Genomic DNA, 24662 nt, shown 5'->3' on the forward strand with positions numbered 1-24662 from the left:
TCAATGAGAAAACCATTTCGTACCAAGTCTCTGCTCCTATCGCTGATGCTCGTGATGTTGCTTGTGGTTTCAGCCTGCAGCTCCGGCAATAACAACAATGAAGCTACTGAGCCTTCCGCGTCCCCAACTGCAACAGAGGAAACGGCTGAAGCCACCGCAGCACCAGAACCGGAAGACGGCCTTTATTCCATCGAAGATTTCAAAGACAGCAAGACCAATCAAGGTGAAGCCATTAAGGGCGGAACCGTTACTTACGGCCTTGTGTCCGATACTCCTTTTGAAGGCACGCTGAACTGGAATTTCTATTCCGGTCAACCTGATGCCAATGTATTGGGCTGGTTTGACGAAGGCCTCCTAACTTGGGATGCCAATTATGTATATACAAATGATGGTGCGGCTACGTATGAGGTAGCGGAAGACGGACGCACGTTCACTTTCACCATCCGCGATAATGTGAATTGGCAGGACGGGAAGCCCGTGACTGCTGAAGATTGGCTGTTCGCTCATGAAGTGATTGGAAATCCGGCTTATGATGGTCCGCGGTACGGATCTGATTTTACAAACATCGAAGGTATGGATGAATACCATGCAGGCAAGGCAAAGACCATCTCAGGTATTAAAGTGCTGAGTGAGAAGAAACTTCAGATTACTTATAAGAAATCTACGCCGTCTCTGCTAACAGGAAGTATCTGGATCTATCCGTTAGCCAAGCATATCTTTGGCGGTATGGATGTAGCTAAAATTTCCGCTTCACCTGAAGTGCGCCAAAAACCGATCGGTTTTGGACCTTTTAAAGTCGAGAGCATTGTTCCCGGCGAGTCCGTGGTGTTCGTAAGAAATGATGACTACTGGCGCGGTACGCCTGCCTTGGATAAAGTTATTCTGAAGGTTATCAATCCGACGACTATTGTGCAGGAGCTGAAATCCGGCGGAGTTGACCTTGTGGATTCATTCCCGGTAGACCAGTATCCGGATAATGCTAAAATGTCCAACGTGGAGTTCCTGGGTACGACTGATATGGCTTACACCTATATTGGCTTTAAGCTGGGTAAGTGGGATGCAACTAAAAAGGTTGTAGCTCCAGATCCGAATGCCAAAATGGCTGATGTGAATCTGCGTAAAGCGATGTGGGCAGCGGTTGATAATGATGCTGTCGGTAAAAAATTCTATAACGGTCTGAGATGGAACGCGACTACACTGATCCCTCCATCTCATCCGGAATATCACGATAATGATAATCCAGGTGTTGCTTACGATCCGGAAGCAGCCAAGAAAATTCTGGACGATGCCGGGTATAAGCTGAATGGTGAATTCAGAACTAAACCGGACGGCAGTGAATTGAAGATTAATTTCATCTCCATGACAGGCGGAGACATCGCGGAACCATTAGCCCAATATTATGTTCAATCCTGGAAAGCTATTGGCCTGGATGTGTCTTTGGAAATGGTTGAATTTAATACCTTCTATGACCGTGTAGGCGCCAATGGTGAAGATGATCCAACGGTCGACGTATATCAAGGAGCATGGGGTGTTGGTAATGATGTGGATCCAGGCGGCCTCTATGGCCGTGATGCGATTTACAACTTCCCGCGTTATGCCAGCGAAGAGAATGATCGTCTGATCGCTGAAGGGTTATCGGAAAAAGCTTTTGATGTAGCCGTACGCAAAGATATTTATAAACAATGGCAAGAGTTAATGGTTAAAGAAATTCCGGTATTCCCAACCCTGTACCGTGCTGTTGTTGTCCCGGTCAATAATCGGGTGCTGAATTATACCATCGCGCAGGGCAGTGATATTTATTTGTACCAGTTGGCTGTATCCGCAGATAAACCGGTCGTGGCGGAATAATGGAATGAATAAATAATAGGGTAAAACGTCAAAAAACCGCAGTTCTCCGTTTCTGGAGATCTGCGGTTTTTTAAATAGTTGAACTTTACAGCGCCATCGGCACCAGCTTCTCAGCCTTTTCGATCGTGCCGCCGCCCAGGCATTGTTCTCCGAGGTAGAAGACAACGGCTTGGCCGGGAGTAATCGCTTTTTGATTCACATCGAACGCTACATGCACGGTTCCGTCTTCACGAGCAGTCAAGGTTACACCTTGGTCCGGCTGGCGGTAGCGGAATTTGGCAGTGCAGCGAAGCGGCTCAGTACCCAACTCTGCGCCGTCAATCCAATTGACACCAGAGGCAATGAGGCTGGTGGAGTACAGGCTGTGGTGCTTATCGCCTTGTACGACGTAGAGGATATTGCGCTTCAAATCTTTTTCGGCTACAAACCATGGTTCGCCAGTGCCGGATCCGCCGATACCAAGACCTTGTCGTTGTCCTAAAGTGTAGTACATCAGACCGTCATGGCGTCCTTTAACCTCACCAGTCGCAATATCGACCATATCGCCGGACTGCGCAGGAAGGTACTGGCTCAGGAACTCGCGGAAGTTGCGTTCTCCGATGAAGCAGACACCTGTGCTGTCTTTTTTCTTCGCGGTATAAAGTCCAGCTTCTTCAGCAATTCTGCGTACTTCCGGCTTCGGCAAATGGCCGATCGGGAACATGGCTTTGGAGAGCTGGTTTTGATTCAGGGCGTTCAGGAAATACGTCTGATCTTTGTTGTTGTCCACACCGCGCAGCAGTTGGTACACTCCATCTTCTTCGACAACGCGAGCGTAATGACCCGTAGCCACGTAGTCCGCGCCGAGCTGCAGCGCCTTGTTCAGGAATTCACCGAACTTGATCTCGCGGTTGCACATCACATCCGGATTCGGCGTCCGGCCGGCTTTATATTCATCGAGGAAATAGGAAAATACTTTATCGAAGTACTCCTTCTCGAAATTTACGGTATAGTAAGGGATATCGATCTGCTCGCATACACGGCGCACATCTTCCGCATCAGTCTCTGCCGTACATACACCGAATTCGTCGGTGTCATCCCAGTTTTTCATAAATATGCCGATGACGTCGTAGCCCTGCTGTTTAAGCAGAAGCGCTGTAACAGAAGAGTCGACCCCTCCCGACATACCGACGACGACACGGGTGTTTTCAATTGCTTTTGTCATCGTAATCACCATTTTCCTTAAAATATAAAGCTTTAGTATTATAACATAACGACTACTCAAAAACCGCTTCTTCCGGGGTAAAAAGTGACAAGAACTTGAGCAAAGTTTCAAATTAGTCCACCGGGGGAGAACAAAATCGCAAAAAGTTGACTTTTGTATTCCACATGTAAGCGCGAATATGATAACATAAACACATAGTGAACATCGGAATACACAGATTTAGAAACCCGTTTATGTCAAGCAAACATTAATTATAACATGAATCGTAATATCACTGAAAGAGGTGCCCCTTTGAAAATATCCACTAAAGGCCGTTACGGGCTGACGATTATGATGGAACTGGCAATTAAATACGGTGAAGGTCCTACATCACTGAAGAGCATTGCCGAGAAAAATGGCTTGTCCGAGCATTACCTGGAGCAGCTGATCGCTCCTCTACGCAATGCTGGTCTGGTTAAAAGCATCCGCGGCGCTTACGGCGGCTACATCCTGTCCCGCGAGACCGCACAGATTACTGCTGGCGATATTATCCGCGTGCTCGAGGGCCCTATCTCCCCCGTAGATTTCACGGAAGAGGATGACCCTGCCAAACGCGACCTCTGGCTGCGTATCCGCGACAGCATCGCTGATGTGCTGGATTCCACCACCTTGTATGACCTGATTAATTACAAAGAAGATAGCCAGATCGATAATTATATGTTTTATATTTAGAAGGAACCAGGATTCCATTGATTTCAAAGGGATTTTTGAAAATCGTTACCCACAAATTACCCACATTTTTTTTGATTGATGGCCCATTCAAAGCAGTGGCAATTTGGAATTGCCGCTGCTTTGTGACGTGGAGATAGATCTGCTCTGTTACTTTTGAATTGCTTTTGTGGATTTTAGCAGTAAGACGTTTTTCGTGTTGCCATTCTTTTAGCAGTACCGGAGCTTTAGCGACGGTATCCCCAAAACTTGGGATACTCTCACTTTGGTCATTTTTTGGTGGTATGAAGGAGTAGTTACGGACACTTGAACCATATAGCTGTTTGTTAACATCGATGGTACTTCTATTTAAGTCGATGTCTTCCCATTGCAAGCCTGATGCTTCGCTGATCCGAAGTCCGGTGTAAGCCAACACCACGAACATGGCCCACATATTCGTGGTGAGCATAAATCGACACAACTGAAGATAAGCTTTGAGCTCGTCCTTCTCAAGAAATTTGGGGAGGACTTGTTTTTTTCTCTCCTTTTTAGCCCGTTGCGTTTTGCATGCTCGAACATAAGAGAGGCGACAGTGTGGATCGTTGTAAGCTACGGCTTTTCCCCTCCGCCTTCAGCTTAAGATTAAGTAGACAATTACCAAGACCAATCAAAGTGGGGATGCTGCAGTTGGTGGAACATAATTACATTGAATGGAATCCTGAGATGCCCATTGAGACAGCAGTTATTATCGAGGGCTGGTAAGAGACAGTCAAGTCGAATAAAGAGGTCTCAGGTAGATGCGCATCCGCCACAGCGGAGCAACGAGCCCGGAGATCTGGATTACTGGCAGTATTGATGAGGATTTTATGTTGAAAGGGTATAATTTTATCCGATTGAACATATCTAAGTGGCACTTCATCTAGAGCTCATATATACTGTTCCATCAGAGTTACCCTGCTTTTTGGGAGGAGATAGTATAGACGTATATAAAGTATTAAAAACAGATGTGTTTTTTTTGCTACAGCCTTAAGCCAGACACGTGTTACCGTATTTGAACGCCGTGGTGATCTGGCCGGCTGTATAGTTAATTATGGTGGGTTAGTTCGGAAATGGAGTCCGGAAAGCGTGTAAATAGCGTATGCCTATTATCGAAGAGTGAATTTGAATTTAGAATGGTTTTGGCGTAGCATTCGGCAACAGAAAATCTTCAGAAAATTAGAATTCGTTTTATAACCCAAAAAGGAATAAATTTTTCCTCTGTTTCAGTCAATAAACTTAAATCCTCCGCCGCTCCCTTAAGCTCACATCTTCCAATATAGGTTTCTCCGCTAATGAGATGGACTTTAAATTGTTTATTTTCGATTATGATTTTCTGTATTTCTTGTCTTTGCATATCGTACCTCTTCCTTTGGCAATAACTACCATTGCCTCCTATGGTATTCATACTAACACAGTCCGCCTGACTTAATACTAATGTGTGAAAAATAATGCTTTTATTTATTTCAAAACGTAATATACTGGTTTCACATAAAGTTGTGATTACCAGCTAGGATTTTGGGCGAGTTCAAATCACATCTTCTTATCTATTGGGAGGTGTTTTTTTTCGAAAGAGTACTTAATTTGGTACAAGCTTTTAAGGGGCTTGAAGAACGGATCAATGCTTTTATAAATGACGACTCAAGCATTGAATATGTAGAAGGATCAGAAAAAGTAGTAATTGGTGGAGCCTATGCGTGGTCAGAATTAAAACCGGCAGAATGCATTAAACAAGAACACATTCATGATGACTACATGGAATTAGCAGAAAGAGTACGCACAGTACTGAAAAATGACAATAGCCCAAATATTCAAAAGTTTGAGCGTAGTTATGAGCTAGTAATGAACTATATCCAACAAGATACTTTACTTTGGGTGCCAGGTTTGAAGAATGTCATTGAAAGTATAAAAATAGAATTAGATATGCAACAAATTTTTCTTAATGAATATGAAACATAAATTTTTAAAGCCCCGTCAACCTTAACTGGTCGGCGGGGTGTTTTTTCTTACAAGGAACATCCTAATAATTTGTCTGTTGGTTATATATTAGTAGGGTACTGTTGATATACTTCTGGATAGAGCGATTGTTAATAGATCATGGTCGAATACACGGTATTTTCGGTTTTGATCAATAAGCCAATTCGCAAAACCCGCTACTGTTCGATAGTTCTCAAGATCTTCAGGATTTACCCGATACTCAGCTAATAACACTGGACTCCGCAGCATACCGGATTTGGTCCAGTTCCTCGTTCTATCCTTCGCTCCAGGTGCTTAGGCCGCTCGCCAATGTCGATTAGTGTTTGATCGACTCAAGCGGAGTGAACGGTTACTTATTCGGCGGCTGCCCCTATTCTTTCGGCGGTTTTTTCTTCTTACCCTGATAGGTAAATGCAGCGCCAAACGCCACTCCCAGAGCGATGCCCAGTGCCAAATTGTGAAAAAGAACCCCAAACGCTACTCCGAAACATATACCCAAGGCCAAGCCGGAACCTTTATTCTCCATGACCGCACCTCCGCTTTTTAATTAATTACGCTGTCTCGGAGGAATTCGTTTCAAATGCCCCTTTCATTTGGATTCTTATCTACGTTATTGCTTTCAATCCACCCCTAAAACAGGAAATAAACCGCATTTAATTTCTCTTTAAAGGAGGCTGTCCTCTGTTTAAGATGGGCATGAGCCGGATATAAGCCTTGTTCTCAATGATTTGAGGGTGATAAGGAGGTCAATTAGAGGTATATGAGGACGATCATTTATATGGTAAGGCATGCAGAGTCATCCTACACAGATGGCGATGAAAGAACCAGGGGACTCACCTTAAAAGGTAAAATGGATGCTGAAGTAATCACAGAAATTTTGAAGGATGAAGGAATAACTCATATCATATCCAGTCCCTATGCCCGGGCGGTATTAACGCTTGAGGGTCTCGCCGCAGAACTGGGAGTGGACATTCAAACGATTGAAGATCTCAGGGAAAGGCATTTTTCAGGTAATGGCGAGAGTATATCTAATGAAGATTTAATGCGTATCGTTAAAAAGTCATTTGATGAGCCTCATTACGCATTGCCGGGAGGAGAGTCTGGAGCCGCCTGTCAGAGCAGATCCGTAGAGGCGCTGAGAAATATTTTAATACAGTATAAAGGAAAGAAAATTGCTGTCGGAACCCACGGATATGTAATGGCTTCGATGATGAATTATTTTGATTCACAATACGCTTTCGAATTCTTGATCCGCACCCGAAAACCTGACATCTATCGCATGATATTCCATGACCTGGAGCTTGAAGAAGTCATCCGGATGTGGCAAGAATAACACCTTGAATATCGAACGTTTGTTCTGATATAATACAAACAAACGTTCTTATTGGAGGTGGGTGGCTTGAAAATGAACCGGGATCAAATCGTGGAAATTGTCTATCTGGATAAGCATGGGAAGATCACCCAGCGCAATATCAGAATCAGGGAAATAAAGGATGGCGTTATCCGAGCAACCTGTTTGGCTACTAATGCTCCCCGCGTATTCCGGGTTGAGAATATTCTGGCCTGGAGACCGGCAAAAATTGCGTATGCTGTTTAATGCTGACTCTGTATGTATCGTGAAATGTCTAAAGATGACTAATACGCTCGGAATGATAAACACTTGTTGAAACTCTTCACAAGGTATGATATAAAGGAGACCTCACGTTTAGTATGCAGCTATAAGAAATAAATTGCCCTATATTTAAAGAAGCGGAGTTAACCACCATGAAACCCATTTATTTGGACCATGCCGCCTCAACCCCGGTGCATCCGGAAGTGGCTGGTGCCATGCTTACTATAATGACAGAACAGTTCGGCAATGCATCCAGCGTACATGCGGTGGGCCGTTCAGCTAAGAAGATTATTAATGGGGCGCGCGATTTCATTGCCGCCTCTTTAGGTTGTTCGCCTACGGAATGGGTGTTCACCAGCGGAGGCACGGAGAGCGATAATCTCGCGCTTTTTGGAGCTGCAGTTGCTTCATCTGCTAAAGGGAAACATCTGATTACGACCAGCTTTGAGCATCACGCTGTTCTTCATGCCTGCAAAGCCTTAGAGAAGGAGGGCTATGAAGTCACCTACCTGCCGGTGGATTCCACCGGACTTGTCCAGATCCAGGATGTTAAAGCCGCCTTGCGTGAGGACACGGTGCTCATCAGCGTGATGTATGTTAATAATGAAGTAGGAACCATCCAGCCCATTAGGGAAATCGGGGAACTGGCCGCGGAGAACGGGATTCTGTTCCATGTGGATGCTGTCCAGGCTTTGGGATCCATCCCTATTGTATTGAAGGATCTTCCGGTTGATTATATGAGCTTCAGCGCCCATAAGATTAACGGTCCTCAAGGGATCGGCGGTTTGTATGTACGTAAGGGTGCACCGCTGGAGTCTATGCTGCATGGAGGCCTGCAAGAGCGCGGACGCCGGGCGGGAACGGAGAATCTGGCGGGTGCGGCAGGATTTGCAAAAGCTGTAGAGCTGGCTGTTCACGGATTGCCTGAACGCCATTTGCATTCCGTTGCTTTACGGAGCAAACTGCTGGAGGAGCTTGACGTTCGGATTGGACGGGAGAGCTATACTATTAATGGAAATACAGAGTACGGCCTGCCGAACATTCTTAATCTGAGCTTTCCCGAGATCCGGACAGATGTGATGCTGATGAACCTGGATATGGAGCACATTTCTGCTTCCAGCGGCTCGGCTTGCACCTCTGGATCACTGGAAATATCTCATGTGCTGAGAGCCATGGATCTTCCCCCGAAACTTTTGGAATCGGCGATTCGATTTAGTACCGGTTTGGGTAATACTAGTGAAGAAATGGAATACGTTGCCCAGAAAGTTGAAACTATTCTGAAGCGGCTGCGTAATAGACATTAAGGCCATTAGTTTGCGAAGGGACTAAGCCGACATGAAACTTCAGGATATGATTGGACTGGCTGTATTCGGTGTCGAGGAAGGTCAAGAAATCGGCAAAATTGTAGACTGTAGTATCGATTCAAACTTGACCATTATGGGTATTGAACTGGAAAGCAAAACATTTTTCTCTAGTCATGTGAAATTTGTGGCATGGGAAGATATTGTCGCCTATGGCGAAGATGCAGTTATGATTGCGAGTAAAGAGTCAATTCAAAAGGCAGATGCCGACCACATACCCCATACTTTTCTTTTGGGGAAGCATAAATTGAAGGATTTGCAGGTTGTTACTGCCACAGGGACGATTATTGGACGCATATCCGATGTTTATTTTGACCAAAAGATGGGAAACACAATAGTAGCGCTGGAAATCAGTGATGGGCTTGTGACTGATTTAATCGAAGGCCGCAAATGGCTGCCTTGTTCTGAAGGAATGTCCATTGGTGAGGATGCTGTGCTGGTTCCGGCAATGAGCGAAGAACGGCTACAAAAAGCCATTAATATTGTTAACGGATAGGTGGAATGTATGATATGAAGTGTCCAAACTGCAACTCCAAGGATATCGGCAAAATTGGCTCACACCAGTTCTATTGCTGGGGCTGTTTCATCGAACTTACGGTAAACGGCGAGAAAATGTCGGTTTATCAGGTTGAGGAAGACGGCACGCTTAGTTCGCTTGATGATTTATTTTCCGGAGAGGAATACTCCCAGGATTTCCCTCATATCCACGCGACTTCCTGATGTCCGTTTCCGATGTATAGATGTGGATACATACAATTAGCGTCTAATCTTTTTTCTGCTGCCGCAGAAAAGGGTTAGGCGTTTTTTTGTGCGGCAATTATATTGGTTATTTTGCTGTGGCCTTACATATACTTAGTTACAAAGCCAGTCCAGTTCAGCCGCAGGAGGTAAGGCAATGGAGCAATGGTCTCAAAACAAATGGTTACGCTGGATGCTCGGTGTGCTGCTAATTCTGATTATCCTGTATTTTGTCTGGCTGCTGCGCCCCATGCTGCACCAGGTTTTTGTGTTCCTGAAGGCAATCTTGGCACCCTTTCTGGCTGCAATGATTATTTCCTATGTGCTGAACCCTGTAGTAAGTATGCTGGCCGCCCGCAAAATGCCGCGCAGCATCGCCGTTCTTCTGATATATGCCGTATTTCTCACAGCGATTGCCGTGATCGCCATCAATCTGATCCCCATGCTGATCGAACAGCTGGAGGAACTCAATGAGCATCTGCCTGAAATGACGCTCAGGGCACAGGGGCTGATGCGAACAATGAATACGCGCCTAATTCCGCCGGGTGTTGAGATGGGAATGAACAATTGGTTTTTTAAGCTGGAAAGCCGCCTGGCCACCGGGATCTCTCATTTTCTCGATAACATAGGATCAACGATCAATGTGCTGTTTAATGCGTTCATCGTCCCCTTTCTGGTCTTCTATATCCTTAAAGATTTCGATGTGTTCGAACGGACGGTGGTGTCCTGTCTTCCCCGCTCCCGGCGCAAGGCTATTGTCACACTGTTAAAAGATATCGATGCCGCGCTTGGCAACTATATTCGCGGTCAGTTTATCGTCTGCCTCATCATCGGGGTTCTTGCTTACATTGGTTATGCGCTGATTGGCATGCCTTACGCGCTGCTCTTCGCAAGCGTTGTTGCCATGTTTAACATTGTTCCGTATTTGGGGCCGTTTCTCGGAGCAGCTCCGGCCATTGTGATGGCATCCACAATTTCCTTCAAGCTGGTGCTGATGGTGGCAGTGGTCAATACGATATGTCAGATGCTCGAGAGCAATGTCATTTCGCCGCAGGTGGTGGGACGCAAGCTTCATCTGCATCCACTGCTGATTATTTTTGCTCTGCTGGTGGGCGGAGAGATTGCCGGCATGCTCGGTCTGATTCTTGCGGTTCCTATTTTTGCGGCCGGAAAAGTGGTGCTGCATCATTTTTTGACCTATTATATGAAGAGAAAGCCTGTATAATCGCGGAATAACGTTGACTGTAGCACCGGCTTTGTATATAATATTGGGGAATATTACGATTTACTTGTATACATCTATCGTTGATGAGGAGTATTAATTTCGCAAATGTTATTACAGAGAGCCGGTGCACGGGTGGAAGCCGGATGACTAAGCGGAATGAACTCACCTCGGAGAAACGGCGCAATTTCGTTGTATCCATGGTTCTTAGCCGGGAGCACAGAAGCGAACGCCGTCGGTTTGCCCCCGTTACAGGGTGTAAAGTGAGTAGCAGGATAAAGCATATCCTTGCTGCTAACTAGGGTGGTACCACGGGAATTCAGACCTCTCGTCCCTAGCGTCTAACGCTAGGGATGGGAGGTTTTTTTAAAATACAAGAAAGTATAAGTTGTACACTATACTTTATCCTTGTATTTTTACGAGAAACGGTCCGTCTTAGTTAGGACGGCAGAGCCGTTTCTTCTTAACATATAGGAAGCCCCGGATATTGATCTAGAAGTTGTCCTATATGTCTTCGAGAAACCAAGGAGGTTCTAAACGATGAGTGAAAATATGACCAAGACAGCTGGACCGGGCTACCGTGCCCAGACAATTGAGCCGAAATGGCAGCAGTACTGGGACGAGAACCACACGTTCCGCACCACTGAAGATCCGGCGAAGCCGAAATTTTACGCACTGGATATGTTCCCGTATCCTTCTGGCGCAGGGCTGCATGTAGGCCATCCGGAAGGATATACAGCAACGGATATCGTATCCCGCTACAAACGGATGCGCGGCTACAACGTGCTGCACCCGATGGGCTGGGATGCATTCGGTCTTCCGGCTGAGCAGCATGCGCTGGATACCGGACAGCATCCCCGTGAGATTACCTTTAAGAATATTGATAATTTCCGCCGCCAGATTAAATCACTAGGCTTCTCCTATGATTGGGAGCGCGAGATCAGTACTACGGACCCTGCATACTACAAATGGACGCAGTGGATTTTTATCCAGCTCTACAAACGTGGTTTGGCTTATGTGGCTGAAGTGCCGGTGAACTGGTGTCCCGCTCTGGGAACCGTACTCGCTAATGAAGAAGTCATCGATGGCAAAAGCGAACGCGGCGGCCATCCGGTTATCCGCAAGCCGATGCGCCAGTGGATTCTGAGAATTACCGAATACGCTGAACGTCTGCTGGAGGATCTGGAGGAGCTGGACTGGTCCGAGAGCATCAAGGATATGCAGCGCAACTGGATCGGCAAATCCACCGGGGCAGAAGTTACCTTCAAGATCGATGGATATGATAAGAACCTGGTGGTCTTTACGACTCGTCCGGATACCTTGTTCGGAGCGAGCTATTGCGTGCTGGCGCCGGAACATGAACTGGTAGAGCTGATTACAACAGAGAGCCAGCTTGCTGCAGTGAAGGAATATCAGGAGAAAGCTTCCCACAAGAGTGATCTGGAACGTACGGATTTGGCCAAGGATAAAACCGGTGTATTCACCGGCGCGTATGCGATTAACCCGGTAAACGGTGCACAAGTGCCGATCTGGATTGCGGATTATGTGCTGGCAGGATACGGCACGGGTGCGATTATGGCCGTTCCTGGTCATGATACACGCGACTGGGAGTTTGCGAAGCAGTTCGGGCTGGACATTCTTGAGGTTGTACAAGGCGGAAATATTGCCGAAGAGGCTTATGCCGGCGACGGACCACACGTGAATTCAGACTTCCTAAACGGACTGGATAATGCCGAGGCTATTGCTAAAATGATCTCTTGGCTTGAAGCTGATGGAAGCGGTAAAGGCAAGGTTACTTACCGCCTGCGCGACTGGCTGTTCAGCCGTCAACGCTACTGGGGTGAGCCGATTCCAATTCTGCACCTGGAAGACGGAAGCATGAAGACCGTACCGGAAGACCAGCTTCCGCTGCTGCTGCCGGATGTGGATCAGATTAAGCCTTCCGGCACAGGGGAATCCCCGCTTGCGAATGTTACGGAATGGGTAGAAACGGTTGATCCGGAGACTGGTATGAAGGCGCGCCGTGAGACGAATACGATGCCGCAATGGGCAGGCAGCTGCTGGTACTACCTGCGGTTTATCGATCCGAAGAATGACAGCGAGCTGTGCTCGAAGGATAAACAGCAGCAGTGGCTGCCGGTAGATTTGTATATCGGCGGGGCTGAGCACGCGGTGCTTCACCTGCTGTATGCCCGTTTCTGGCACAAAGTGCTGTATGATCTCGGTGTGGTTGATACCAAAGAACCGTTCCACAAGCTGGTCAACCAAGGTATGATTCTCGGAACGAACAATGAGAAAATGAGTAAATCCCGCGGTAACGTCATTAATCCGGATGAGATTGTGGCTGAATATGGAGCGGATACCCTTCGTATCTATGAAATGTTTATGGGACCGCTGGAGGCGACCAAACCTTGGAGCGAGAACGGCACGGAAGGCGTACACCGCTTCCTCTCCCGCGTATGGCGTTTGTTCGTGAATGAGGATGGCACGCTGAATGCCAAGATTAAGAAAGACGGCGGCAGCGAGGAATTCAAACGGACTTGGCATAAGACGCTGAAGAAAGTGACAGAGGATTTCGATAATCTGCGCTTCAATACAGCGATCAGCCAGCTCATGATCTTCACCAATGATGCCTATAAGCAGGATACACTTTCGCATGCCGCTATGGAGAACTTCGTGCAAATGCTGTCTCCGCTGGCACCGCATATTGCTGAAGAGCTGTGGCAGCTGCTCGGACATGAGGGTGGCATCAGCTATGTAGCCTGGCCGTCTTACGATGAGGCTATGACCGTTGACGCAGAGGTGGAAATCGTAGTCCAGGTTAACGGTAAAATTGTACAGCGCGCGCTGATTCCTCAGGGAATGGCTCAGGAAGAAATGCAGGCGCATGCTCTTGCACTCCCGAACGTGAGTGCAGCCGTTGAGGGCAAGACCGTACGTAAAATTATTGCCGTCCCTGGCAAACTTGTAAATATCGTAGTGGGTTAAGCGAAGAACGCATGATTGCCCGCAGCAACGGATAAGGTCCGTGCTGCGGGTTTTTATGTTCTTTCGGGGCATTCAGGATAGGCCAGACCAGAATCCGTCTTGGAACGTGCAAACTTAGCGGTCAAGCGGACTTTGGGGAATACCGCTATGTCTGAAGAGAATATTCAGCTTGGCGACATCTTCATCATATTTGTCATGGGTAGTCGTAATCAGTCGCTCGAAGACCCCTTCCAGACTATAACGCAGATGGTTCAGCGCCTCCGCTGTAATCCCGCCCGGAACAGCAACACGTTCTTGCAGCTCCTGAGGTGTGAAATTACCTTCTGTCAGCAGACGGCCCGTACCCAGCAACATCTCGCCTGTCAGTGTGCTCAGCAGTGTTTCATCGATGCCTGTCGCTTCCACTGCCGCCTTGATCCACCGTTCGATGAAATAACTTAAGAATGCCGGTCCGCAGCTCGTGAAATCTGAAGCCACCCGGGTATGATTCTCACTGATCTCTACAGGAACGCCAATAAAGGATAGAAGATGAATAAGCAGAAGCCGGTCTTCTTTATTTAACCGTTCGCCAAATATGCAAAGTGAAGTGCCCGCTTTCACGCAGTGGGTGATACTGGGGATGACTTTGGCGATTTTGGAAGGCAGGACAGACTCTAGATGATGGAGCTGGACAGGACTTGTTATAGAGATGACAATCTGCTCCTTGCGAAGTAGGGAGCCGATTTCATCGGTTAGTGCTTTGAACTCCATAGGTTTGACGCACAGAAAGACGATATCGCTCCCTGCCGCGGTTTCGCTATTACTTCCGCACAGCAAGATACCAGGATGGCGTTCTGCAAGCTGAACCAGTCTGTGAGCGCTGCGGTTGCTGGCAAGCACATCCTGGGGACGCAGTGCCTTGGAAGAAAGAAAGGCGTCGATAAGCAGGCTGCCCATACTGCCTGTTCCGATAAATCCCACCTTCATCCTGTGGTCCCCTCCTTTCTTGCTTCTCATATTGACAGGATTACTCTTCGTTAAATGTATGCAGGTTGAACTTGGACTGATGACAGGATCACGTTAAAAAGATGAAATCTTTTCCAGAGGGAGGAAGCTTCAATGAAGAGATTAGCAATAATCGGCGGTATTGCTGCAGCGCTGGCAGGAATCGGTCTGCTGTGGTACGGGAACGAAGGGCGTTCAAGCGGGATTGCCGGGTGGGAGACGATGAATGTCGGAGTAGAGACGGCGCTTGCCGGGAGCGGGCAGACCAGTAGTGAGCAGACCAGTAGTCAGGGAGGCATAGAAGGAGGAAATGCAGATAGAAAGGATAAGACTGCCAATAGTGACACCTCAACGACTGAGAAATCAGCAGAGAGCGGTTCGAAAACTGCAGGCACAGTCATCCATGAAGGGGATGCTGCTGCAACACTGCCTACTAAGGGGTCGGCAACTTCTGTGACTACACCTGTGAATCATCCACCTGGATCTTCCTCGGATGCAGCGGTCAATCCCATCGAGTCACAGCCACAGAACCAGCCTGCGGGGGCAGAGGGGAAAATCAACGTAAACACCGCGACGCTGGAACAACTGAAGGAATTGCCGGGAATAGGCGATGCCAAGGCCCGGGCGATTATGGATTACCGCAGCAGCCAGGGTCCTTTTGCCAGTCTGACGGAGCTGGGTAAGGTAAAAGGGATTGGTCCGAAGTTGCTGGAAAAGCTGAAACCCATGGTTTTGTTCTGAATGGGGTGTTACAATAGTTAACAACTTATTTTGGAGAAAATGGTGATACGAATGACAGTTGCCTACCGTAAGAATTGGGATACATATTTCATGGACATTGCCTGTATGGTTTCGACTCGCTCACGCTGTCCGCGCCGTCATGTCGGGGCTGTGCTTGTACAGGGGAAGAAGCTGCTGGGGACCGCCTACAATGGCGCGCCTATGGGCGTTCCGGATTGCTCTGAAGCAGGCTGCATGGTGTCTGAACAGTATGAGATGGAGCTGGTGAACGGCGAACAGATGATGGTTAAGAAGCAGCGTTGTATCCGGACGATCCATGCCGAGCAGAATCTGCTCTTGTTCACGGACCGCAGCGACCGGGAAGGAAGTACGGTGTATGTGACAGACGAGCCCTGCTGGACCTGCGCGAATATGCTGGCGAACAGCGGCATTGTGGAGATCGTATATTACCGCCCTTACCGCAAGGATATGGAGAAAGTCCGTTCGATGATGGCTTCGAAAGGTATTGTGTTCCGTCAGCTGGAGAGCTATGAACCACCTTCAGAGACGATGATGAACATCAAAGAATAAGTTTAGGAACGCAGTATTCTATTTATCCAAATATGTATGGCCTGAGGAAGAACCTCTGCTCTTGCAGCGTGCTGCAACGACAGGGGTTCTTTTTGCGCTAAAAGGGATTGAGGCGGCGTGGCAGTAACTGTATTAGAGGGAGGAGATCAGGTTTGAGAGGAAGACCACTGCTTTGGTTTACTGTAAGCTGGGTAGCCGGGAGCGCCTGCGCCAGTATGTTATCCGGATATTCTTTGGTGCTGGTATGGACCGGACTAATGCTGTTGCTTACAGCACTGGTACTATTCGGCGGATTAAGCTGGAAGGCTTGTGCGGTATTTGGGATAGCATTGACGCTTGCAGGGGCTTACTGGGAATGGAATGAAGGGCGTAATGTAAGTGCTCTTCCGCAGGCTTTATCGCTGCATACAGTGCTTACGGAAGAGAGAATCCCTGTTCAAGCTGAAGGCGTAATAATATCCCCGGTGGAGAGGGATGGGGATCGAGTGGATTTTACAGTTAGGCTAATAGATGTCTCTCAGACGGACTCTATGGAGCAGCAGAATGACGATATTGGAGAAGATGCAGATAATAAAGAAACCGAAGGGACGGAAGCGGATACCATTCACGGAGAAAAAATACAGGTGCAGGTTAAACTCCAGGCAGAGACGGAGATTGCTGAAGCTGCCGACTGGAGTCGTGGAGATACGGTGGAGTTGAATGGTGAACTGGTACAGCCTTCGGAAGCGAGGAACTTTGGGGGCTTTGATTACCGCGCGTATTTGCTGACGAACAAGATTCACTGGCTGCTCAAGGTTGATGGAACCGGGCAAGTCCATGCTAAGACCTCATCTGGATGGATTCCTGCTGCGGTCTTACGGTGGAATGACAGGGCGAGACTAAGTATGGGGGCAGAGCTGGATAGGTTGTTCGCTGAGCCCGATGCAGGTTATCTTAAGGGACTTGTGATCGGAATGCAGGATGATTTGGACCCGGATACTTATAAACAATTCTCGCAGCTTGGACTCACGCATATTCTGGCGATTTCCGGGATGCATGTAGCCGTATTCGTTGGCGTCTTGTTATTTATCATGCTGCGCTTGCGTATGACAAAGGAAACAGCTTTGACTGTGGTCCTCTTCCTTGTACCGGTATACGTGCTGCTCTCTGGTGCGGGGCCTTCGGTAATCCGGGCAGGGATTATGGCGATGATCGCTTTGTATGCGGCGCGCCAGGGAATCCTGAAGGATGGCTTGAATATTTTAAGCGCTTCTGCTCTTCTGATGCTGGTGTGGAATCCGTATTTTTTACTCAGCGTGAGCTTTCAGTTATCTTTCCTGGTCACAGCGGGGCTAATGGTTTATGTACCTTTGGCTGCGCCACTTCTGTCTTCTTGCCCACGTTGGCTGGGAAGTACAATCGCTGTGACATTGGTTGCGCAGCTTATTTCCTTTCCCATGACGATTTATTATTTCAACCAGTTTTCACTGTTGTCCTTTGCAGCTAACTTTGTACTGGTCCCTTTGATTACCTTCGTCGTTCTTCCGCTTGGGACAGGCGCGCTACTGGTTGGACGGCTGTGGGACGGGGCAGCCAATATACTTGTAAAAGCTACGGAATGGCTCAATCATATTACTTTTGCGGCAGTAGAGTGGATGAACGGTTGGACCGCGGGAGTGTTGATATGGCGCTCTCCTTCGCTGGTGTGGATTTCAGCCTATTATATTCTTTTGTATGGGCTATTCTATGTATTGCACAGACGACACTCAGCAAGGAACATGCCGCTGTATATGGATGATGAAACCCGCCCGTTGGACGAGATTCAGTATAGTTTGCCGGGAGGACGGATACCATCCAAAACCCGTAGTTCTGCTTACGTCAACCGGTTCAGCCTTCCATTGTGGTGCAGCCGGTGGACGGTCTTTCTTCTGGGGATGTGTTTCATCTTTCTGCTCTTGGCCGGGTATCGTCCGGAGAATCCTCGTGGGGTGGGGACGATCAGTTATCTGGATGTAGGCCAGGGAGACAGCATTCTTATCACGACACCGGGCGGTGCGAACATTCTGGTAGATGGGGGCGGTACGGTAGATTTCGGGTCAAAAGAAGAGTGGCAAATCCGTCGGAGTCCCTTTGAGATTGGAGAGAAGGTATTGCTACCCCTATTGAAAAAGCGTGGCATCCATCGCCTGGATGCTGTTATTTTAACGCATGGCGATCAGGATCACGCAGGCGGTCTCCAAGCTGTATTGGAGGGACTTCCTGTTTCGGCACTGTTGTTCAACGGAACGATGGTTGACAGTGAAACCTATGCCACGCTTATGCGGACGGCGCTCGATCATAACGTCAAGTTATATGGTGTACATCAGGGAATGGCAGTAGCACCAGATGAAGATACTATATTAACCTTTCTTTGGCCGGAGGAGAATGCTCCCGGTATAGATACTGATGTAGCTTTCCGAGATATGCAAAGTGATGCCGCAGAGACTCTCATAAATGAGCAGCCTGCAGTAAAGAATCCTGTAACCGGCGAGACGACGCTAACCGGGACTATGACTATGACTCAGGTTCTTCCACCTATAGTAAAGGAACAGAATCATGAGTCGGTAGTATTCCGTCTGGATATGGATGGCGGGAGCTTTTTATTCACCGGGGATATGGATCTTGCGGCTGAAGAGGAGATTACCCGGAAGAGTCTGGAAAGTGGAATTGCTCAGAACAACAGGATTGACATGCTGAAGGTGGCTCATCATGGGAGTAAAACCTCAACAGGCCAAAGCTGGCTTGATTACTGGAAGCCCACCTCGGCCGTTATATCGGCAGGGGTCAACAACCTCTACGGTCATCCGAATCAGCAGGTGCTGGAGCGGTTGAATGCGGACGATATTGGGATATGGCGAACAGATCAGCAGGGAGAAATACAAGTCCGTGTGGATGGTGGAGTGATACAGGTGCGCCATATGCTGGAGTAGACAAGCTTCAGGGGACAACTGCGGCCGGCAAGCCCAATAAATCCTGAAAAATTCCGAAAAATCCCAAGCATCACCGAAGGTGCGAACCCGCCAACTGGTGGATCTTAGGTTAATTTATTCAGTAGATAATTTACTAAAAAAAAGCTATAATTTTGCTAAAGTATTACTTCCGTAAGTGAAGAGTGGAGCGTAAAGTGATGAGAAAGCTAACCATTGACGATGTGGCCAGGCAGGCAGGCGTGTCTAAAAGCACAGTTTCGCAATTTTTGAATAAACGGTTTAAGTATATGAGTGAAGCGACCCGTCAGCGGATCGCCGCCGTGATTGAGGAGCTGAATTATCAGCCCAATGGCCTCGCGCGCAGCTTGAAACAGAACCGCACCTTTATGGTTGGTGTTATTGTCGCCAATATCGATTATTCCTTATCCATACAGTGTATCCGGGCGATTGAAAGTGAACTCCAGCAGCGTGGTATACAGGTGATTATCTGCAATGCGGACGAAAATGCGGAGAAGGAAAATAAGTACGTAGAAACGCTAGTGGCCCGCCAGGTGGACGGTCTGATTATGTTCCCTACCGGGAACAATCCCGAGGCCTATACCCGCTTGATTGAAGCGGAATATCCGCTAGTGTTTATGGACCGGCTGGTGGAAGGAGTAACGACGCAAAGTCTTCTTCTGGATAACGAGATGGCTGTAAAGACGGGGATAAGCGAGCTGGTGCGCAGCGGACATGAACGAATTGCCATCGTATCGCTTCCGCTTGGCGAAATGGCTATAACTCCCCGGAAGGAGCGGATGAGCGGCTATAAGAAAGCCATGGAGGAAGCGGGACTTCCACTGCGTGAGGAGTATATTTGCAGCGTGCCCCGGGAGGAAATTGCTGCTGAAATCAAACGTTTGATGTCGCTGAAGCAACCGCCTACAGCACTTCTGGCTGCTAATGACATTGCCCTGGCGGAAATTCTGAAATATGCCAACCGCAATTCCATTTCCATTCCGGAGCAGCTGTCGGTAATTGGTATAGATGATGTGGAATTTGCACATATCTATAACCCTGTGATCACCACCATACGTCAGCCGGCGTACGAGATGGGCATGCAGGCCGCCAAAATTATACTCTCGTGTATTGAGGACAAGGACTTCTCCGTTCCCATTACCTACCGGTTTCAGCCATCCTTACAGCAGGGCCATTCGGTGAAAGTGATCAAGTAGGAGCGGGATCAAGGCGAAGTTTATTTAGCATGTTGCAACTTGTGGGTGCATTTAACTGGAAATTCTACTGTTAATTTAGCATGTAGCATGAACTTTGGACAATTAACTGGAGTTTTTACTGCTAAATTCTTGAGAATGAAACATCAGTGGGAAGCAGTGTCAGAAGATTAGATTAAGAAGCGAAAAAAGATGCAGACCTATTCATGGTCTGCATCTTTTTTAGTAGTCTGAGCCAAATCTCCAAGTCTAATGATCATTAAGTTACTTAGATGTTTCACCCCTAAGCCTACGGATCATAAAGGTATTTGGGCGTTCATTCCAAGACTATTGATCATAAAGGATGTTTCACCCCTCCTACTGATTCGTTAGGCTAATTACTAGCTTCCTTACGCTGTCTGATTCATGAACGCAGCCAGGCTATCGCGGGTCGGCAGACCGTCCATATCGCCAGGCGACATGACAGCCAGGGCACCGATGGCGTTGCCGCGGCGTACTGCTTCTTCAACGGTTAGTTTTTCCAGCATGGCACTGATAACGCCTACAGCAAAGCCGTCTCCGGCGCCAACGGTGTCTACAACTTCCTCTACCTTAAAGCCCTGTACATAACCTTCTTGTCCGGACGTTTTATAATAGGCTCCTTCCGGTCCCAGTTTGATCACGACTAGAGAGACACCGCGCTCCAGGTAGTAAGCGGCAATCTCTTCAGGTGTATTGAGGCTGGTAAGAGTCTTGCCTTCACTAAGGCCAGGCAGGAACCAGTCGCAGCGGGTAGCCAAGTCGTTAATGGTGTTCACCATTGTTTCGGTATCAGGCCACAAGGATGGACGAAGGTTCGGGTCCAGGGATATCGTTTTGCCTTCGCTCTTCATAAATTCCATAGCATGCAGCGAGAACTCATGGCAGGTCTTCGAAATGGCGGAAGAAATGCTGGTTACATGCAAATGTCCGGCAGATGCGAAATACGCGTTATCGAAATCAGCAAGACTAAGCTTGGAGGCCGCCGAATTTTTACGGAAATACTCGACCTTAGGATCGCCTTCAAGCACCTTGGATTTAATCAGCATTCCGGTGGAATACTCTGAAGTGTAGCTAATGCTATCAATATTAATATGTTCACTGCTCATAGTTTTGGCAATAAATTCACCGAAATTGTCCTTGCCGAGTTTAGTAACATAGCCGGTGTGATGCTCCAAACGGGATAATCCTGTAGCAACATTACTCTCAGCCCCCGCCAACGCCTTGGAAAATGAAAATACATCGGCCAGCGGGCCGGGCTCATTGGCATAAAACATAGCCATCGGCTCACCGAAAGTGACTACGTCCAGTTGTTTGCTCATTAATAGTTCCTCCTCAGGGAATAAGTATCCCTGTATATAGATTTGTATAGAACGAACTTCAGAATGTTACTTGGATGCTTCATTCTCAAGTTCTTCGTTTATAATTTGAAATTATCACATAAATCGGTTTTGTACAATAACTCATAACTTTTTCTTCTTAATAATTTAAAGGAAAGTCAAATTAAATAGACGTAAAAACCTTTATATACATAGGGTTTATATTATTCTTCGAAAAAGTCATCAACTTCACACAAAAAATAGATTGACTGTTAGTGTGAATGTTATTACTATTTTCTTAGTAGATATTTAGGATCTATTAGTAAAAATGATAAACTAATTTATTAAATGAATAAAACAAGGATTATCCTTTGATCCGATAATGAGAGGGAGTTTATGATGAAAAAGATTAAAGTGCTGCAAAATGTAGCATCAGTAGGTGTGGTGGCAGTCATTCGTGCAGATAATGCAGAGGATGCGGTTAAAATGTCAGTCGCCTGTATCGAAGGCGGTCTTAACAATATTGAAGTAACTTTTACAACACCGGATGCGGATGTGGCTATCAAGAAGCTGGCAGCAGAGTATGGTGACCGCGCGGTGATTGGAGCAGGTACCGTACTCGACCCACTTACGGCAAGAATTGCAATTCTCGCCGGTGCAGAATTTGTGGTCAGTCCTTCTTTTGAAGAAGAAACGGCTAAAATGTGCAATCTGTACGGCATTCCTTATATGCCCGGCTGCATGACGCTGAGTGAAATGAAGGAAGCATTGAAACTTGGGGTGGATGTGCTTAAGCTATTCCCGGGCAGCGCCTTCGGACCGGATTATGTCAAAGCGGTAAAAGGTCCAATGCCTCATGTGAACATCATGCCGACAGGCGGCGTGGATCTGAACAATATGGACAAATGGATTGCTAATGGCTGCATCGCTGTGGGCATCGGCGGCAACCTGACGGCACCGGCCAAAGACGGCCGTTATGATCAGATTACTGAGCTTGCTGCGAAGTATGTGGCGAAGTTTCAAGAGATTAAGGGTAATAAATAATAACGGAGCTATATAATAGAAGCGCTGCACGCAAAGTATAGTAGGAATGCAGTGGCAGATGCGGACAACGGGTGGTTTCCATAACGGGAACTGCCTGTTTTATTTTGCTACAGAAGAAGGAATGTCATTTTTGTAACAAAGATAGATAAAAGAGGATTTGAATGATAGACTCTTCCCCTGTATGATTAATAAGGCTTAATGAGTCGTGTAATGATTGATGCAGCAGGGAATAATCCCCTTTGGAAATGACGTTTCAGGTAATGTTTGGTATTCTAAAAATAATGACAAAAGCATGCAACAATTCGGCAATCTTGCGCGTCAGTAAGATTGCATAGAGAGGGGGAACCTTCGTGGTGGAGCAGGGACTCATCAGAGCCGCTCAAGCGGGCGATCGCGACGCTCTAATCACCCTATTGCGAGAAATTGAAGGACATGTGTACAAGACGGCCTTCTACATTTTGCATAATGAGCAGGATGCGCTTGATGCCTCTCAGGAGGCGCTGATCAGGGTGTATACAAAGATCGGCTCTTACGAGGAGAAAGCCCAGTTCAAAACATGGGTTCAGCGGATCGTAACTAATATTTGCATTGATAAATTCAGAAGAACCAAACCGACGATTTCTATGGATGAACACGAAATGGTGTTCCAGGATAAACAAGATGTCGAGCGGGAGGTCATGTCCGGTTATCTGGCACAGGATATACGGGAAGCCATTGACCAGCTGCCTGAACATCACCGAACGGTTATCGTACTGCGTTATTTACAGGATTTATCATACAACGAGATTGCAGACTGTCTGGACTTGCCTCTGAACACGGTGAAATCTTATCTGTTCCGGGCAAGGCAGCAGCTGCAAAATAGACTTCAGGAGTATCAGAAAGGTGGTGTATCGGGATGAAATGCGCGGAGGTGATTGAATGGATGCACCGTTATTTGGATCATGATTTAAGCCATGAGGAAATAACCGAGATGTATCGTCATATTGATGCTTGTCCTTCCTGCGCGGATGTCTTTGACCGGCTCACCACACTCTCCCGGCAATTGGAGCAGCTGCCTGATGTGAAGGCTCCTTTCAGTCTGGTAGATTCCATTATGCCTCAGCTGGATGAATTGGACCGCCAACGCCTGGAAGCCGGCAAGAAAGATGCCGCAGGAGATGTTGTTGTTCCATTCACCCGTTCAGCTTCACAAGACAAACGGCGTAAGGGCTCTGCCCTGGCCAGAAGGACTGGAATCGGCGCAGCCGCAGCGGCAATTATACTGGGAATCGCCATATTTAATATGCCGGAGCAGATGCCGGGTGCACAAGTGGAGACGATGCTGTCACAAGATAGCGCAAGTAGCAAAGCAGATAATAGCAGTGCCGAACGGTCGATGGAGGCCAGCAATGCCGATATGGCAGATAGTGGTGCAGCACAAAATACCCCTGCGAGTGCAGCAGGAATGAACGAAGATACAGCCGATATGTATAGTTCTGCTGTAGCAGGCGGAGCAGATACAAGTTCGCAGAATTCAGGAGACATGAACAGCGATGTGGCTAGCGAAAGTACAGCACCCCGAATCTCGAAAAAAGAAAGTGTGAGTTCTTTAGTCACACCGTCTGCTTCATCCCCAGGGCAAAGAAAGTTGGGTGACAGTGGACAAGAACAGCCGGGAAGTGCTGGTGCTGCCACTGCCACTGCTTCACCCGTTCAAAGTCCCGAAAAAGATGTGTACATGACGTTGATTGCTCCTACTACGGAGCCGGGAGCATTATCCTGGACTTCCGCCGACGGCCGACATATGGCCGTGGTTGAAGGCGAGAAGCTTGCTATTTACAACATCTCTGCGAACAAAGCTGACAAAGCGTTGTTGACAACTGTTCCTCTCGAAGGAAAATGGGTATCGGGAGAATGGCTTGCCGACAATTTACAGTTTAACTACGTAACGCAGAAGGACGGTATTGAGGTTAAGAATGTGTTCACCATTCCCCAGGTAGACACTTCTTCTACTCCATTACCCTCTGGAAGCCCTGCTGCAACGGGTTCCGATACTCCATCGGAAACTCCGTCTATAAAATAGTTTCGAAATGGAACTTTTTTCGGAAATCTTGAATAGATTATAGTAAGAGATGTTAATCATTCAGCACAAGATTGGGAGAACATCAGTATGAC

Annotated in this window: 22 protein-coding genes, 1 pseudogene and 1 other annotated feature; of the genes and pseudogenes, 17 read left to right on the top strand and 6 right to left on the bottom strand. The window is 47.5% G+C overall.

What is annotated here, in order from left to right:
- The first annotated feature begins 3 nt into the window (after window positions 1-3).
- Complete coding sequence (locus ACAN55_RS16440) at window positions 4-1848, top strand: oligopeptide ABC transporter substrate-binding protein (protein WP_379135008.1); 1845 nt, start codon at window positions 4-6, stop codon at window positions 1846-1848.
- A gap of 85 nt (window positions 1849-1933) precedes the next feature.
- On the opposite strand, the gene mnmA is transcribed toward ACAN55_RS16440, so the two are convergent.
- A complete protein-coding gene (gene mnmA, locus ACAN55_RS16445) occupies window positions 1934-3052 on the bottom strand; it encodes a tRNA 2-thiouridine(34) synthase MnmA (RefSeq protein WP_379135010.1) in 1119 nt (372 codons plus the stop codon).
- A gap of 291 nt (window positions 3053-3343) precedes the next feature.
- Here mnmA and cymR point away from each other — a divergent pair, with 291 nt between their 5' ends.
- Window positions 3344-3763 (top strand): cysteine metabolism transcriptional regulator CymR, encoded by a 420-nt coding sequence (gene cymR, locus ACAN55_RS16450; RefSeq protein WP_379135012.1) that lies wholly within the window; start codon window positions 3344-3346, stop codon window positions 3761-3763.
- Here cymR and ACAN55_RS16455 read toward each other — a convergent pair.
- Together ACAN55_RS16455 and ACAN55_RS16460 are read right to left on the bottom strand one after the other, a co-directional pair.
- Window positions 3714-4247, bottom strand: a pseudogene (locus ACAN55_RS16455) (tyrosine-type recombinase/integrase); the annotation flags it as partial. The gene cymR and the pseudogene ACAN55_RS16455 overlap by 50 nt on opposite strands.
- 699 nt (window positions 4248-4946) lie before the next feature.
- Window positions 4947-5132: a hypothetical protein gene (locus ACAN55_RS16460; protein WP_379135015.1), complete on the bottom strand. Its 186-nt coding sequence runs from the start codon at window positions 5130-5132 to the stop codon at window positions 4947-4949.
- Window positions 5133-5359: 227 nt separating this feature from the next.
- Between ACAN55_RS16460 and ACAN55_RS16465 the strand changes: the two genes are divergently transcribed.
- Window positions 5360-5734, top strand: coding sequence for a hypothetical protein (locus ACAN55_RS16465; RefSeq protein ID WP_379135018.1), 375 nt, complete (start codon window positions 5360-5362; stop codon window positions 5732-5734).
- A gap of 388 nt (window positions 5735-6122) precedes the next feature.
- On the opposite strand, the gene ACAN55_RS16470 is transcribed toward ACAN55_RS16465, so the two are convergent.
- Entirely contained in the window at window positions 6123-6278 is a 156-nt protein-coding gene (locus tag ACAN55_RS16470) for a glycine zipper domain-containing protein (RefSeq protein WP_379135021.1), read from the bottom strand.
- Between the two features lie 234 nt (window positions 6279-6512).
- Between ACAN55_RS16470 and ACAN55_RS16475 the strand changes: the two genes are divergently transcribed.
- From ACAN55_RS16475 to leuS, 7 genes are all read left to right on the top strand, one after another.
- A complete protein-coding gene (locus tag ACAN55_RS16475; RefSeq protein ID WP_379135024.1) occupies window positions 6513-7085 on the top strand; it encodes a histidine phosphatase family protein in 573 nt (190 codons plus the stop codon).
- Window positions 7086-7157: 72 nt separating this feature from the next.
- Complete coding sequence (locus ACAN55_RS16480; protein ID WP_379135166.1) at window positions 7158-7349, top strand: hypothetical protein; 192 nt, start codon at window positions 7158-7160, stop codon at window positions 7347-7349.
- A gap of 167 nt (window positions 7350-7516) precedes the next feature.
- A complete protein-coding gene (locus tag ACAN55_RS16485) occupies window positions 7517-8668 on the top strand; it encodes a cysteine desulfurase family protein (protein ID WP_379135027.1) in 1152 nt (383 codons plus the stop codon).
- A gap of 31 nt (window positions 8669-8699) precedes the next feature.
- Entirely contained in the window at window positions 8700-9221 is a 522-nt protein-coding gene (locus tag ACAN55_RS16490) for a PRC-barrel domain-containing protein (RefSeq protein ID WP_379135031.1), read from the top strand.
- A gap of 14 nt (window positions 9222-9235) precedes the next feature.
- Window positions 9236-9445 carry a hypothetical protein gene (locus ACAN55_RS16495; protein WP_379135033.1) on the top strand — a complete coding sequence of 70 codons (210 nt, stop codon included), beginning with the start codon at window positions 9236-9238 and terminating at the stop codon, window positions 9443-9445.
- 175 nt (window positions 9446-9620) lie between these two features.
- A complete protein-coding gene (locus tag ACAN55_RS16500) occupies window positions 9621-10688 on the top strand; it encodes an AI-2E family transporter (protein WP_379135035.1) in 1068 nt (355 codons plus the stop codon).
- Between the two features lie 71 nt (window positions 10689-10759).
- Window positions 10760-11024: a binding site (T-box leader), on the top strand.
- Window positions 11025-11225: 201 nt separating this feature from the next.
- The gene (leuS, locus tag ACAN55_RS16505) at window positions 11226-13673 is read left to right on the top strand and encodes a leucine--tRNA ligase (RefSeq protein WP_379135038.1); all 2448 of its coding nucleotides are present in this window, start codon (window positions 11226-11228) and stop codon (window positions 13671-13673) included.
- A gap of 114 nt (window positions 13674-13787) precedes the next feature.
- Here leuS and comER read toward each other — a convergent pair whose 3' ends face one another.
- Window positions 13788-14639 (bottom strand): late competence protein ComER, encoded by an 852-nt coding sequence (gene comER / locus ACAN55_RS16510; RefSeq protein ID WP_379135041.1) that lies wholly within the window; start codon window positions 14637-14639, stop codon window positions 13788-13790.
- Between the two features lie 132 nt (window positions 14640-14771).
- Between comER and ACAN55_RS16515 the strand changes: the two genes are divergently transcribed.
- From ACAN55_RS16515 to ACAN55_RS16530, 4 genes are all read left to right on the top strand, one after another.
- Complete coding sequence (locus ACAN55_RS16515) at window positions 14772-15398, top strand: ComEA family DNA-binding protein (RefSeq protein WP_379135045.1); 627 nt, start codon at window positions 14772-14774, stop codon at window positions 15396-15398.
- 39 nt (window positions 15399-15437) lie between these two features.
- Window positions 15438-15968, top strand: coding sequence for a deoxycytidylate deaminase (locus ACAN55_RS16520; protein ID WP_379135169.1), 531 nt, complete (start codon window positions 15438-15440; stop codon window positions 15966-15968).
- Window positions 15969-16120: 152 nt separating this feature from the next.
- Complete coding sequence (locus ACAN55_RS16525) at window positions 16121-18916, top strand: DNA internalization-related competence protein ComEC/Rec2 (protein WP_379135047.1); 2796 nt, start codon at window positions 16121-16123, stop codon at window positions 18914-18916.
- A gap of 197 nt (window positions 18917-19113) precedes the next feature.
- The gene (locus tag ACAN55_RS16530; protein ID WP_379135050.1) at window positions 19114-20130 is read left to right on the top strand and encodes a LacI family DNA-binding transcriptional regulator; all 1017 of its coding nucleotides are present in this window, start codon (window positions 19114-19116) and stop codon (window positions 20128-20130) included.
- Window positions 20131-20516: 386 nt separating this feature from the next.
- Here ACAN55_RS16530 and ACAN55_RS16535 read toward each other — a convergent pair whose 3' ends face one another.
- Complete coding sequence (locus ACAN55_RS16535) at window positions 20517-21467, bottom strand: sugar kinase (protein ID WP_379135053.1); 951 nt, start codon at window positions 21465-21467, stop codon at window positions 20517-20519.
- A gap of 396 nt (window positions 21468-21863) precedes the next feature.
- Between ACAN55_RS16535 and ACAN55_RS16540 the strand changes: the two genes are divergently transcribed.
- From ACAN55_RS16540 to ACAN55_RS16550, 3 genes are all read left to right on the top strand, one after another.
- Window positions 21864-22508: a bifunctional 2-keto-4-hydroxyglutarate aldolase/2-keto-3-deoxy-6-phosphogluconate aldolase gene (locus ACAN55_RS16540; RefSeq protein ID WP_379135056.1), complete on the top strand. Its 645-nt coding sequence runs from the start codon at window positions 21864-21866 to the stop codon at window positions 22506-22508.
- 350 nt (window positions 22509-22858) lie between these two features.
- Entirely contained in the window at window positions 22859-23407 is a 549-nt protein-coding gene (locus ACAN55_RS16545; RefSeq protein WP_379135058.1) for an RNA polymerase sigma factor, read from the top strand.
- A complete protein-coding gene (locus tag ACAN55_RS16550) occupies window positions 23404-24570 on the top strand; it encodes an anti-sigma factor family protein (RefSeq protein WP_379135061.1) in 1167 nt (388 codons plus the stop codon). Before ACAN55_RS16545 ends, ACAN55_RS16550 begins: the two co-directional genes overlap by 4 nt.
- The last annotated feature ends 92 nt before the right edge of the window (window positions 24571-24662 follow it).

It is taken from the genome of Paenibacillus oryziterrae (assembly GCF_042610485.1).
In the GTDB taxonomy this organism is placed as follows: domain Bacteria; phylum Bacillota; class Bacilli; order Paenibacillales; family Paenibacillaceae; genus Paenibacillus_AQ.

Coding starts and splice junctions, on each gene's coding strand:
- ACAN55_RS16440 (WP_379135008.1), top strand. CDS start 4: ATGAGAAAACCATTTCGTACCAAGTCTCTGCTCCTATCGCTGATGCTC.
- mnmA (WP_379135010.1), bottom strand. CDS start 3,052: ATGACAAAAGCAATTGAAAACACCCGTGTCGTCGTCGGTATGTCGGGA.
- ACAN55_RS16460 (WP_379135015.1), bottom strand. CDS start 5,132: ATGCAAAGACAAGAAATACAGAAAATCATAATCGAAAATAAACAATTT.
- ACAN55_RS16470 (WP_379135021.1), bottom strand. CDS start 6,278: ATGGAGAATAAAGGTTCCGGCTTGGCCTTGGGTATATGTTTCGGAGTA.
- ACAN55_RS16475 (WP_379135024.1), top strand. CDS start 6,513: ATGAGGACGATCATTTATATGGTAAGGCATGCAGAGTCATCCTACACA.
- ACAN55_RS16480 (WP_379135166.1), top strand. CDS start 7,158: ATGAACCGGGATCAAATCGTGGAAATTGTCTATCTGGATAAGCATGGG.
- ACAN55_RS16485 (WP_379135027.1), top strand. CDS start 7,517: ATGAAACCCATTTATTTGGACCATGCCGCCTCAACCCCGGTGCATCCG.
- ACAN55_RS16490 (WP_379135031.1), top strand. CDS start 8,700: ATGAAACTTCAGGATATGATTGGACTGGCTGTATTCGGTGTCGAGGAA.
- ACAN55_RS16495 (WP_379135033.1), top strand. CDS start 9,236: ATGAAGTGTCCAAACTGCAACTCCAAGGATATCGGCAAAATTGGCTCA.
- ACAN55_RS16500 (WP_379135035.1), top strand. CDS start 9,621: ATGGAGCAATGGTCTCAAAACAAATGGTTACGCTGGATGCTCGGTGTG.
- leuS (WP_379135038.1), top strand. CDS start 11,226: ATGAGTGAAAATATGACCAAGACAGCTGGACCGGGCTACCGTGCCCAG.
- comER (WP_379135041.1), bottom strand. CDS start 14,639: ATGAAGGTGGGATTTATCGGAACAGGCAGTATGGGCAGCCTGCTTATC.
- ACAN55_RS16515 (WP_379135045.1), top strand. CDS start 14,772: ATGAAGAGATTAGCAATAATCGGCGGTATTGCTGCAGCGCTGGCAGGA.
- ACAN55_RS16520 (WP_379135169.1), top strand. CDS start 15,438: ATGGTGATACGAATGACAGTTGCCTACCGTAAGAATTGGGATACATAT.
- ACAN55_RS16530 (WP_379135050.1), top strand. CDS start 19,114: ATGAGAAAGCTAACCATTGACGATGTGGCCAGGCAGGCAGGCGTGTCT.
- ACAN55_RS16535 (WP_379135053.1), bottom strand. CDS start 21,467: ATGAGCAAACAACTGGACGTAGTCACTTTCGGTGAGCCGATGGCTATG.
- ACAN55_RS16540 (WP_379135056.1), top strand. CDS start 21,864: ATGAAAAAGATTAAAGTGCTGCAAAATGTAGCATCAGTAGGTGTGGTG.
- ACAN55_RS16550 (WP_379135061.1), top strand. CDS start 23,404: ATGAAATGCGCGGAGGTGATTGAATGGATGCACCGTTATTTGGATCAT.